This is a genomic window from Nonomuraea sp. NPDC003754, from assembly GCF_053605785.1.
In genome coordinates this window covers 46,971-59,288 of the sequence record NZ_JBSGJX010000008.1, presented here as the reverse complement: position 1 = coordinate 59,288, position 12,318 = coordinate 46,971, and the positions used below count along the sequence as shown (strand labels likewise).

Annotated in this window: 8 protein-coding genes; 3 read left to right on the top strand and 5 right to left on the bottom strand. The window is 70.2% G+C overall.

Going from position 1 to position 12,318, the window contains the following annotated elements:
• Position 1 precedes the first annotated feature (1 nt).
• Entirely contained in the window at positions 2 to 433 is a 432-nt protein-coding gene (locus tag ACWEVS_RS12595; protein ID WP_452551414.1) for a hypothetical protein, read from the top strand.
• 90 nt (positions 434 to 523) lie between these two features.
• On the opposite strand, the gene ACWEVS_RS12590 is transcribed toward ACWEVS_RS12595, so the two are convergent.
• Together ACWEVS_RS12590 and ACWEVS_RS12585 are read right to left on the bottom strand one after the other, a co-directional pair.
• Entirely contained in the window at positions 524 to 2,089 is a 1,566-nt protein-coding gene (locus ACWEVS_RS12590; RefSeq protein ID WP_452551413.1) for an alpha/beta hydrolase, read from the bottom strand.
• Between the two features lie 685 nt (positions 2,090 to 2,774).
• On the bottom strand, positions 2,775 to 3,227 hold the full coding sequence (locus ACWEVS_RS12585) for a VOC family protein (RefSeq protein WP_449923116.1): 453 nt from the start codon (positions 3,225 to 3,227) through the stop codon (positions 2,775 to 2,777).
• Between the two features lie 690 nt (positions 3,228 to 3,917).
• On the opposite strand from ACWEVS_RS12585, the gene ACWEVS_RS12580 reads away from it, so the two are divergent.
• Positions 3,918 to 7,424 (top strand): S8 family peptidase, encoded by a 3,507-nt coding sequence (locus ACWEVS_RS12580; RefSeq protein ID WP_452551411.1) that lies wholly within the window; start codon positions 3,918 to 3,920, stop codon positions 7,422 to 7,424.
• A 3-nt stretch (positions 7,425 to 7,427) separates the two neighbouring features.
• On the opposite strand, the gene ACWEVS_RS12575 is transcribed toward ACWEVS_RS12580, so the two are convergent.
• Both ACWEVS_RS12575 and ACWEVS_RS12570 read right to left on the bottom strand, forming a co-directional pair.
• Positions 7,428 to 8,390 carry a helix-turn-helix domain-containing protein gene (locus tag ACWEVS_RS12575; RefSeq protein ID WP_452551409.1) on the bottom strand — a complete coding sequence of 321 codons (963 nt, stop codon included), beginning with the start codon at positions 8,388 to 8,390 and terminating at the stop codon, positions 7,428 to 7,430.
• A gap of 812 nt (positions 8,391 to 9,202) precedes the next feature.
• Complete coding sequence (locus ACWEVS_RS12570) at positions 9,203 to 9,814, bottom strand: class I SAM-dependent methyltransferase (RefSeq protein WP_452419266.1); 612 nt, start codon at positions 9,812 to 9,814, stop codon at positions 9,203 to 9,205.
• A 521-nt stretch (positions 9,815 to 10,335) separates the two neighbouring features.
• Between ACWEVS_RS12570 and ACWEVS_RS12565 the strand changes: the two genes are divergently transcribed.
• The gene (locus ACWEVS_RS12565; RefSeq protein WP_449923907.1) at positions 10,336 to 11,073 is read left to right on the top strand and encodes a VOC family protein; all 738 of its coding nucleotides are present in this window, start codon (positions 10,336 to 10,338) and stop codon (positions 11,071 to 11,073) included.
• Positions 11,074 to 11,615: 542 nt separating this feature from the next.
• On the opposite strand, the gene ACWEVS_RS12560 is transcribed toward ACWEVS_RS12565, so the two are convergent.
• Complete coding sequence (locus ACWEVS_RS12560) at positions 11,616 to 12,155, bottom strand: hypothetical protein (protein WP_452551407.1); 540 nt, start codon at positions 12,153 to 12,155, stop codon at positions 11,616 to 11,618.
• Positions 12,156 to 12,318: the final 163 nt, after the last annotated feature.

Here is a 12,318-nt window from a genome sequence, read left to right as displayed (position 1 = left end):
CTTGAACACGCTCGCCACCGAGTTGACCTGCCAGGGGCAACCGGTCAGCAGGCCCGCGCCGACGGCCTCGCCGGGGCCGCGACCGGCCAAGCTGCTTCACATCGGCGTCGCCCTGGCCGTCACCCTCCTCGCCGGCGGACTGCAGGTCGGCGCCCTGGCCTGGATCGGCCTGCCGCCCAGGCTCGACGAACTCACCACCGGCAACCTGCTGGAGATCATCAAGATTGCCCGTGCCGTGGTCGGCGGCGCTGTCGCCTACCGCAAACAGCGCCTGGCCGAGGAGGACAACCACCAGGCCCGCGACAGGCGGTCTTCGGCCTGCTGGACCGCTGCGGTGAGAGCGTCCGCGTGGACGTCGGGGAGGCTCCTGGCCCCGAGACTTGCGACGGCGAGCACGCCCGAAGAACGACAAGCACCTGTTCGCCGCTCTTGATGCCGCATTGCTGGCCGCCGTCGTCGGCCTTACCCTGAGGGCCCTACCACCCGCTCTGGCCGTAGAGCCCGATCACGTCTCATGAACGGCTCACCGTCGTCCGGCCGGAGCGCTGTCCTTGTCGCAGGTGGTGGCGCCGTCGGGCAGGATGCCGTCCACCAGATACCGGTTGACGGTGGCGTCCACGCAGGCGTTGCCCGCCGCGAGGTAGGCGCCGTGGCGGAAGGCGCCGCGCAGGGTGACCATGCGGGAGCCGGTCAGCGCTCGGTGCATGGCCCGCTGGCCGGGGTGGGGGGTGACGGGGTCGCCGTCGGCGCCGACGATCAGCATCGGGGTGTCGTTGCCGATCGTGGTAGGCGCCTCCACCGGTGTGGTCGGCCAGAAGGCGCAGGGGCTGATGTTGCGGGTCATCGGCCCGAACAGCGGCTCGCCGGCACGGTGGGCCTGGATCGCGCGGAAATAGGTCTCCAGGTCGCGAGAGGCGGCCCGGTCGGCGCAGAGGATCGAGGTTCCCGCCCGGTCCTCGGCCGTCCCCGAGCCGGTGAACAGGCCGTCGAGGGTCTCCTTCAGCGAGGCCGGGACGGCAGTGACCGCCTCTCCACGGGCGGCGTCGGCCAGCACCCGAACCTCCGCGGCGAAGCCGGCGTACGCCCTTGCGCTGTCGTCGTAGAGGCGGATGAACAGCAGATAGGGGACGTGGTGGGCGTCGATCCGGTACCCGCCGACCCGCAGCGGGCGCCGGGTGGCGGCCTGGTTGACGCGCTCCACAGTGGCCAGGACCTCGGCCTCGGTGGCGCCCAGGCCGTACTCGGCGTCGTGAGCGGCGGCCCATGAGGCCCAGTGCTTCAGTGCGGCGGTGATCGCCGGGCCGTTCTCGGACAGTAGATCGGGACCGTAGACGTCCGGATCGACCGCGCTGTCCAGCACGACCCGGTCGGCCCGGCCGCCGAACATCTGCGTGTAGACGGCGCCCAGGTAGGTGCCGTAGGAATAGCCGAGGTAGGACAGCTTGGACTCGCCGAGGGCGGCGCGGATGACGTCCATGTCGCGGGCGGTGTTGCGGGTGCTGGCGTACGGCAGCAGCCCACGGTTGCCTTGGACGCACCCGACCGCCAGCTTCTTCATGAGGACCACGCTCTCGTTGAAGGTGCGGCGGGTCGGGCCCGCCGAGCGGGTGGGGGTGTCGGTCGTCCACCGGCAGTGGATCGGCGTGCTACGGCCCACGAAGCGAGGATCCATCCCGATCAGGTCGTAGCGGGCCGCGACGGCGGGCATGAACGTGCCGAGGAGCGCGCGTTGCAGCCCGCGCCCGCCCGGACCACCGGGATTGATCAGCATGACGCCCCGGCGCCTAGCGGGGTCGGTTGCTTTGATTCGTGAGATCGCCACCGAGATGGTCCGCCCCTGGGGCCTGCGGTAGTCCAGCGGGACGGTGATCTCGGCGCACCGGGCGCCCGCCGCGTCCAGCTCCTCGCCGGTCTCGTCGTTCGGTCCGGTCTTACAGCCGTGCCAGTTGATCATCTGGTGCTGAAACCGGGCCAGTACGTCGGTCCCGGCGTCACCCGCGACGCTTGCCGATGCTTGGCCGGTGACCGCCATCCCCGCCAGCAGAGTCGCGCTCGTGGCGACGGCCGCGGCGATCTTTCGTGCACGCACAGGAAGCTCCTTTGTCCGGATGATCTCGTCACCCGACGCTAGGGTTCCGCGCGGTTGATCTTGATCGGCCATATGGCCGACCGGGATCGACCATACGGACATTCCCTCGTCGCCTCCGGCAGGAGGCGTTCGTCGAAGGGCTCTCAACGGAGGACACGTGATGGCGTCCTGCTGCTTCACGCTGCCTGACAGCGCCCTTTCATGCGGGCCTTCTCGTCCCGACGCCGGGCGTTGATGCACGTCACGCACGGTCACACAGCTCCGTGGGCGAGCGGGGTTTCGGTCCGGGTACGGCGGGATGGTGAGGCGCCGGTCCGGAGATGGGCCGCACGTGATGCTGGACGCCGAAGACTTCCGCACGCCGTTCCTGCCCGGCTGGACGACGCCGTCCGGCGACCACGCACCTTGCCGTGCTGCGAGTTCGACACCCCAACCGGGGTGGACGCCAAGTACGCCGAGCTGGTCGAGGCCGGCCATCGCGGGATCGCCGAGCCGTTCGATGGGTTCTGGGGATGCGCCACGCCACGGTGGCCGACCCGGACAGCGGCGGCGCCGGCCTGTACGCCGTGCTTCCGGCCAGCTGAGCCCAGGGCTCCTCGACTGGTTTGGCCGCAGCCCGTGATCAGGTTCGTCCTCCGGGGCGCACGTCGAGGTTCCGCTCGCGCCCGTCCCCGGCCGGACGGGGTCAGGCGGGCGGGTCGGCGTAGACGCCGTGCAGCATGCCGGTGGCCTGGCCGACCTCGATGAGGTGCCCGTCCGGGTCGCGCATGTAGCAGCGGATCTCGGCCTTGCGGTCGATCGGCTCGGTGAGGAACCGGGCGCCGAGCGACGTCGCGTGCGTGTGGAAGGCGGCGATGTCGGCGACGCGGACGTTCATGAACGCGGTCACCGGGTCGCCGGGCTCGGGCGCCCGCAGCGTGACGTCCGGTTTGTCCGGGGTAGGCCCGCCGCCGGGGTTCATGATGATCCACGTGTTGGCGACCTTCACGATCGCCGGGTTCTCGTCAAGCACGACCTCGCCGCCCAGGACGTCCGCGTAGAACGCGCGCGAGCGGGCCACGTCCCGGACGGTCAGGAAGTGCGTGACCACGAGCCCTTCGACGGGCGCGGGCAGCTGTTCGCGGTCGACCATGCTCATCCCCTCACAGGCTGTGGTGCGCTTGGTGCGCCCGGCGGGCGGGGTCGCTCTCCAGGGCGTCCCGGTCCCAGCGGGCGAGTTCGGCGGTGGCCTCGCTGCAAGGTGGCGCGCATCTTGTGCCAGTTGGCCACGCGCAGCCGCGGCCGGACCTGCCGTCCCATCGCCGTCCCCCTCGGCCGATCGGTCGTGCGCCGTTCTCACGCAAGGGGGTCATGCCCGGCCGGACGGGGGGTTAGTCGGGCAGCGAACGTCACATATCGACCGGCCCCGCTCGGCGCCTTCGCGGCGGTGAGGTGCGAGAGCGCCATCAGCCGGCGGTCGAGCTGGTACGGCCTGCGGCCGAGCGCTGGTTCTTCTCCCAGCGGTGGTGAATCACCAGGCTCTTCCCGGAGTCGCGGGTGATGGGTGCCGATCCGGTGTCGAGCAGGTCGCCGATGTTGCAGATGAACGTCGATCCGGCTGCGCGGTGTGCACCTGGAGACCGCCGTTGCCGTCCAGGAGCGGCAGCGTGCCGTGGTCGGTGTGCTCCTTTGACGCGCCCGGGCGATGCCGGTCATGTGCCCAGGTAACGCGGCACCCCTGTCGCATTAACGACATGGCAGACAAACGGCAGGTCTGCGCACTGGCGGGCAGGACCCGCCATCGCCACTCTCGTGATCACTAGTTGTTGATACGAGAGGTTCACCCCCCATGCACTGGTCCGCACATGTGGCGGCGGTGGGAATATCCGCCGCCGCCCTGCTGAGCTCTCCATCACCGGCGACGGCACAGCCTGCCGCCTCCGGCGTCCACCGCGTCACGTTGATCACCGGTGACGTGGTGACCGTCAGGCAGGCGGAACAGGGCAGGACCGCGGTAGAGGTGAAGCCGGGGCCCGGCCGTGAGCGGATGGGTTTCCACACCACCGAGGAGGACGGCGAGCTGCGGGTTCTGCCGGTCGACATGGTGCCCTACCTGGCGGCCAAGCGGCTGGACCCGAGCCTGTTCTCCGTGACCGACCTGATCGAGCAGGGCTACGACGACGCGACGACGGACAAGCTGCCGCTGCTCTTCGTCTACGACGCCATGGCCACCAGGACCGCGGCTCCGCTGGAGAGCGTCAACGGGCGGGCCGTGTCGGCGGACAAGCGCACGATCGGCCGGCTGTGGAAGTCTCTGGACGGTGAGCGGGCGAGCCTGGCCCAGGGCGTGGCGAAGATCTGGCTCGACGCCAAGGTCAAGGTCTCGCTCGATCACAGCGTGCCGCAGGTGGGCGCGCCCGAAGCGTGGCAGGCCGGGTTCGACGGCAAGGGCGTCAAGGTCGCCGTCCTCGACACCGGAGTCGATGCGGCCCACCAGGATCTCGCGGGCCGGGTGACGCGGACCAAGGTGTTCACCGGCGACCCGGACGTGAACGACGCTCACGGGCACGGCACCCATGTGGCCGCCACCATCGCGGGCGGGGTCGGTAAGAAGGGCGTCGCCCCGGGCGCGGAGCTGATCATCGGAAAGGTGCTCGGAGACGACGGGTCCGGCACTCTTTCCGGCGTCATCGAGGGCATGGAATGGGCCGCCGCCGAGGGAGCGTCGGTGATCAACATGAGCCTCGGCGGTGACGTCACCGACGGCACCGATCCGCTCAGCGTCGCCGTCGACAATCTCACCGAGCGGACCGGCGCGCTCTTCGTGGTCGCGGCCGGCAACGACGGCACGGCCTACTCCGTGGGCAGCCCCGGAGCGGCCACCTCCGCGCTGACCGTCGGGGCCGTGGACGGCAAGGACGCCATCGCGGACTTCTCCAGCAGGGGTCCGCGACTGGACGACGCGCCCAAGCCGGACCTCACGGCGCCTGGCGTGGGCATCGTCGCTGCCAGGGCGACGGGGACGGGGATGGGCCAGCCCGTCGACGAGCAGTACACGGCCGCGTCCGGCACCTCCATGGCGACCCCCCACGTGGCGGGGGCCGCCGCGATCCTCAAGCAGCGCCATCCCGAGTGGAAGGCGGCGCAGATCAAGGACGCCCTGGTGGGCTCGGCCAGGACGGTGGACGGCCAGCAGGTCGACGACGCGGGCGGGGGCAGGCTCGACGTGGCGCGCGCCCTGCGGCAGGGCGTGACGGCCACGGGCGTGGTCAACCTCGGCAGGCACGAGAAGGGTGAGGGGACAGGCACGGCCGAGGGCACGATCACCTACACCAACGGCACGGCGGCGCCGGTGACGCTGGAGCTCTCCAGCACCCTCACGGGCGCCGTGCTCAGCGCGCGGAACGTCACCGTCGCCGCCGGCGGCACCGCCGAGGTCCAGGTCCGGGTGGATCTGGCCAAGCTGCCCTTCGGCAGGTACGGCGGGCACGTCACCGCGACCGCGGGAACCGAGAGCGTGCACACGACGCTGGCGCTCACCTGGAAGGGACCACAGCACACGGTCCGCTTCACCGCCGTGGACGCGGCCGGCAAGCCCACCGGCACCGACACGCTGTCGATGTTCGGCGCGTCGCAGCAGGACGACGTCTTCACCTGGGTGCCCGAGCAGGGTCTGACCGTGGAGGTCTCCGAGGGCACGTACATGACGCAGGCGATCAACCTCGCGAACGGGTGGGGCCGCATGCACCCGCGCGACGGGCTCGTCGTCATTCCGGAGCTCAAGGTCGACCGTGACCTGGAGGTGGTCCTCGACTACCGCAGGACCAGCCCCGTCACCGTCAAGGTGAGCGAGCCGGTGGAGCAGGTGGGCATCTTCACCTACTTCACCCACCGTGCCTTCGGCTCGCGCAAGATCTCCCAGGGCGTCATGAACTTCGACGTCGTCGAGGGGCTCAACGTCTCGCCCACCCAGCCGGTCAGCGAGGGCACGTTCGAGTTCGCCTCCCGCTGGCAGTTGGTCGCGCCGAAGATCTCCGCGCGGGTGGCGGGCTCCGCGTACCCGATGGGCTTTCTGGGCGGCTCGCCCGGCGTGGAGGGCCGTCACCTGTGGCGGCTCGCGGAGGGGGCGGGCGCCGCTCGGGGCAAGGTCGCCGTGATGGGCGATCCGTCAGTGGCATGGGAAGACGCCGCTCAGGCGGCGGTGAAGGCCGGGGCGGTCGCGGCGATCATCGTGATGACTCCCGATGACGCGCTCGGGCGTGGCTGGAACCCGGTCCAGGTCTCACTGCCCATCCCGGTCATGCTGATCGCCAACGATCATGGCCAACGGCTGCTCGAACGGGTCAGGAAGGGCCACGCCCTGCTGGACATCAGCGGGACGATGGCGTCGCCGTACCTCTATGACGTCATGCAGGTCTCCAGCGGGCACGTGCCGGACGAGATCGTGCACGAGGTGAGCAACCGCAACACCGCACGGGTGGATACGAAATATCAGGACACGGGCGGTTTCGGGTGGGCCAAGGAGCAGCGGTTCGGCTGGCGGCCCTGGCAGGCCTACTCCCTGGGCAACCAGATGGAGACGCAGCGGATCGTGCGGACGCCGTTGCGGCGGGCCGAGTACATCAGCGCGGACGGCTCCTTGTGGCAGCACATCGTCAACCACCAGTTCACCTGGGACGACATGAACCGGTTGCGCGACGGGCTGACCGAGCCGCCCCGCACCTACCAGCCCGGTCAGCAGGTCAGCGAGAGCTGGCACGCGCCCGTCGTACGGCCCGCCATCCCGGACTGGCTGGCCCCCTCCACCCGCACGGGCGACACCCTGGAGATCCGCGTCCCCGAGTTCGTCGACGCCTCCGGCCACGCCTCCCGCGCAGGGGTCGACAACGACAGCGCCTCGGCCAGGTTCCTGAGAGACGGCAAGCTCGTGGAGGAACGCGACGCCGCGTGGGGCGCCTTCCCCGCCGTGCCGCAGGAGGCCGAGTACCGCCTGGAGCTGTCCACCAAGCGAACCTCCGAGGAATGGACGCGGGCGATCGCGACCGAGACGGCCTGGACGTTCAGGTCGAAGCAGGGCCAGCAGGTGCTGCCGCTGCTGCAGGTCGACTACGACGTACGGCCCGGCCTGCTCGGCTTCGCCGTACGGCACCAGAAGGGCGTGAGCGGGCTGACCGCCAAGGACCTGCGGCTGGAGCTGTCCTACGACGACGGCGTGACCTGGCGCAGGCAGCCCGTTCTCACCCTCGGCCATGGTCGCTACAGCGCGGTCGTCCTTCGCCCGCATCCGTCGCTTCGCGTCACCGCCACCGACTCCGGCGGAAACCAGGTCACGCAGACGGTGATCAGGGCCTACTGACCTTCACAGCCAGTTCTCACGGGCAGCGTGCCAGGCCAGCTGCATTCTGGTCTGGGCGCCCGCCTGCTCCATCAGGTGGGTGATCCGGCGCTGGACGGTCCGCTGCGACACCTTCAGCTGCGTGGCGATCGACTTGTCGGGCACGCCCGCCACCAGCAACGACAGCAGGTAGAGGTGATCGGAGTCGAGCGGGCTGCCTGGCGTGGTGAGACTGACGGGGGTGGCCCGCTCCCAGAGGCTCTCGAACAGCGCCTTGAGCGCGTCCAGCAGGCTGCTCGGCCTGATCAGCGCCGCGGTGAGCTGGGTCAGCCCGCCGGTGTGCTGGATCAGCGGGAGCACGCCCAGCTCGCCGTCCGCGACGATCATCCGCACCGGCAGGGTGGGCAGGGCGCGCGCCTGCTCACCCAGCTTGATCCCCTCGGCGAGGTTGACCAGCATGCCTGGCTCCTCGAGCAGGGCGCGTTCGTACACGACGCGGTAGCCCACCCCACGTCGCAGCGCGGCCAGTTCCTCGGTGTTCTCCTGCGAGGTCATCGCCACGTGCCCGGCCCGGCAGAGGCAGACGACCTCGTGACGGGCGTTGTCCTGCAGCAGCCGCAGCTGCTCGCGCAGCGCCGTCCTGCTGGTGATCACCTCGACCAGCTGGGCGGCCTCGCGACGCCGCGCATGGGCCAGGTACTCCCCGGTGAGCTGCTCCACGGCCTGCCTGGCCCGGTCCACCTCCTCCTGCCGCCTGTGCAGCCGGGCCGCGAGCGCCACGTCCGGCGCGACGGCGCAGAACCTGTCGTGCTCTCCAGGTACGGCGCGCGCCAGGCCCTTGGCGAGCAGGGAGCCGAGCACCCGCCGCGCCGCTCCGCTCTCGACGCCGAGCTCTTCCGCCAGCTCGGCGGGCTCGACCCCGGCGGTCCTGACCAGGAGCCGGTAGGCGGCCTCCTCCTCGGCGCTCAGCCCCGCGGCGCTCAGCACGTCGCTCGGGAGACCCGGCGCGCGCCCGCCAGGCCGACATGAGCCACCGCACACCTGACGCCGCGCAGGTCGAACGCCGTCAGCTCCTCGCGCGGGAACACCCTTCGGGTCGGGTTCCGCCGGTTGGCCGGCAGCGGGATGCCGCATCCTGTCACATCGGGCTCCTCGAATCGCCAGGAGTCGCCGCGTGGCGGCATCGGGATGGACACGATCGGGCGGTCGGCCCCGGCCCGCGTCTCGAGGAGAAGCGGGTGCGCGGGGGACGTGCGAGGCCACCGGCTCGCCGGGGCGCCCAGGCGGGAAGCACGCCAGGACTCGCGTCAGCCCACTTCACCCCGCCACGTCGTGTCATCCGGCCATTGTAGGGAGACCGCTGCCCGTCCAGGCGCGCGTACGATGCCCGGCTGGCTGGAGGACAGATCGCCCATCAGCCCGCGCCGAAGCGGTCCGCGCCTTCTGCGGCCAGCTCGGCCAAAGGTTCACTGCGGAGGTGTGGCCGCACTGGTGGAATGCGGGCGACCAACGCAGATCGACTGGGAGATGAGCGAAGACGGTCACCCCACGCGCGAGGAGGTGGCCGCCCACCGCGGCACCCGCACGCACGTCGACCACATCACCCTGTCCACGCGGGTGGGCGAGATGATCGGTGGGTGCGCCAGTCCCTGCGCTCGCCGTGCTGCTGCGCCGCAACGGACAGCCCGCTTCTCACCGTGGCGCTGTGGGACGCGGTCACCAGCCCGCCCCGATCCGCCGGCCCGGCAGCCACCGTTGTCATGCCTGCTCCACTGGTCTGCCAGATGCCGCTTCTTTCGCTACGAACAGCCCTCCCGCTCGGGCGGCGTGGCCACGATCGGGCGTCGGCAGACGTACGTGCGCGCGGGCGGCAGGTTGCGCCAGACGGTTCTGGTCGTCAGCACCTCGTCGAAGGCCGCGCCCAGCCGCCCGCGGAACCGCCTGCCTGGGCCGAAACGGGTGCCGGTCAGATAGGCGATCGTGGCGAAGCTGCCGCCGGGCGCCAGGACGCGCGAGACCGCCTCGAGGATGCGCCCCTGAGCCCGTTCCGGGATGAGCGTCCACGGCAGCGCGCTCACCACGGCGTCCACCTCGCCCTCGCCGATGCGTGAACCCAGATCGGCGGCGTCCATGTGCAGAACCTCCAACCACGGACGGGTCTCCGCCAGATGATCGACCATCGCGGGGTCGGTCTCCACCGCCACGAACCGCGCATGGGCCGGTAGCCGCGATCTGATCAGCCCGCTGATCACACCGGTCCCTGGACCCAGCTCCAGCACGGTCGGCGCGCCCCGCTTCGGCACCACCTCGACCAGTTGCGCGGCCAGCGTTTCCGAAGTGGGGGCGAACGCGCCGATCACCAAGGGCCTGCTCACAGCCGCCTTCAGGAAGACGCCAAGATCAGATCGCATGCTTCGACGCTAGTGACGCGGCGGTCCGGCCGACTCCTGCCTGGCGGCGATCTCTTGTCTCCGCCCACGAGCCGGGGCCCGGCGGCCGACAGGCCGGACCTGTCCTCCTGAGGGAGGACCCACTCACGCCTACGGTAGGCCGCCCGTCCTACCCGATGTACTCGATGGCGAACTGCGGAGCCGACGTGTGATCGGGCTTGTCCCGGTCGGCGAGGACCACCAGAATCTCGGCCCGGGCCGGCGGCTGGTGCTCACCGCGTACGCCACCGCACCCGGCTACGAGTGGACCACCAGCCCGCACCGCCCGCGATGCTCTTGTCATCGGAATCAGCTGACCACCCCGCTGACTTCAGGAACCGGCGCCGGCCCCATTCCGGTGAAGCGCATTCGTGCTCGCGTGAGACCTGGCTCCACCCGCTCGGGTCTCGGACTGGCCGCCTCTCCCCTATCCAGGCGACGAACCCGCCTTGAACGGCTGGATGCGGACAAGGGCTCATCTACCTGGCCATATGATCGGCGGCATGGCATTGAGACTCGTTCAGGTGAACTTCAAGGCTCGGGACGACTCGGCGCTCGGCCGGTTCTGGGCGGAGGCGCTCGGTTGGGGTGTTTCCAGCGAGGGGCCCGGCGTGACCAACCTCGAGCCCGAGGGCTTGGTCTGGCCGGACCCCGCCGGCTTCTACATCGATGTCGTGACCGTCCCGGACCCCGAAACGGTGAAGTACCGCGTACACATCGAACTCGCCACCACCTCTGCGGCCCATCAGGCCGAGTTGGTCGCGCGCCTCCAGGATCTCGGCGCTACGCCCGCCGATGTGGGTCAGGGCGACGTGCCGTGGACGGTTCTGGCCGACCCGGAGGGCAACGTGTTCTGCGTGCTGGAGCCTCGGGAGATCTACCGGGACACCGGGCCGATCGCCGCGGTGGTGGTCGACTGCGCGGACCCCCGGGCCATGGCCCGGTTCTGGGGCGAGGCGGTGAACTGGACCCTGCACGAGATGACCGACGATCATGCGGTGCTGCGCTCCGCCGAGGGCGTCGGGCCGTATCTGGAGCTTCGCCGCGCCTCCGACGGGACGACCGTGTGGAATCGCGTCCATCTCGACCTGCTGCCGTACCCCGTTGACGACAAGGAGGCGGAGGTGGCCCGGCTGCGGGCTCTGGGCGCCACCAGCGCCGACGTCGGCCAGGGCGAAGTGTCGTGGACGGTCCTCGCCGACCCGGAGGGCAACGAGTTCTGCGTTCTCGGCAAGGGCTGAAGCAGAGCTTCTTCACCTGCGGGTCGTACAACGGCTCCTCAGCGGCGTGGTCGGGCATCTTCCCGTGCAGCGAGGCCATCGCCGTCCGGTCAGCGCGGTCCTGACGGTGACCTGCGGCGAGCGGCGGCCATCCTCGGCAGCGAGGTGGGCCAAATCTCACTGACGACCATGGAGCACTGAAGATCGACAAGTGGGGTTACTTCTCGCCCGTGGAATCACCCCACCGCTGTCCCGCGTGAGGCAGCGCCGGGCGGAGAAAGAGGAGTTTCCGGATGGCCCCGGGCCGCTACAGCTTTCCATCCTGATCAAGGACGCTGCCCGGGGGCTCTCCGGTTACTTCGCCCCTGATCGCATGAACCCGAGTGGCGGGCCGGGTAGGGGCGGCGCATTACTGCGCCGCCCCTACCCGGTGAGCGCCAGCCCTGACTTGACGCCCGCCGCAGCCGGGCCGGCCGCTGGCCGAACGCCCGGCAGGGCGGGGTGCGCTCCTGACGGGGCAGGGCAAGCTATCGACTCTGGTCTACTCCTGGCTGCGCCGTTGATCAGGCGTCACAGACCTGCATGATTCCATGGCCGGCGTCCACGCCCCAGCCGATTCGGCCTGACGGCCATGCAGTGCCGTCGGTGAACCAGATGTGGGACACGGGCGCGTCGCCGGGCACGTGTCCGCTGGACGCGAGCCAGGTGAATCCTGAGTATGGGTTTTCGTCGAAGACGAGGTTCACCAGGCGCTCGCCGGTCTGGCTCTCTAGCTGCCACTCCATTCTTGCGGTCGCGTAGTTGCTGGGGACGTAGAAGTAGAAGTTGCAAAAGCGCGAGGTGGTCACCGGGTAGTAGTCCACCCGCAGGCACGGGTGGTCTTCGTTCGTGGCGTTGGTCCAGTTGATCTCGACGTTCTGGTAATCGCGCGCATTGAAGTACTGCGTTGCGCCGCGGCAGCCGTCGGTGTTCGCCTCCGTTACCGTCACGTGAGGGGCGATGTAGAAGACCTGCGAAGGCTCCGCCGATGCGGGCGCGGTGATGGCGGCCGTTGCCAGGGCCGTGCTGACGGCCAGGACCGCGATGCGCTGAAAGGATCTCACGAGAGGAACTCCTGTCGGGGACGAGATGGTGTGCCGTGATGGCGTGAGATCACTTTCGGAAGGCCGATGCCGTGTCCACCACCAGTGGACAGCGGGTGCGGACGACAACCGGACACCCACCGGGCGTGGACAGCCGTTGACCAGCGCAGAGAAGAAGCATCGG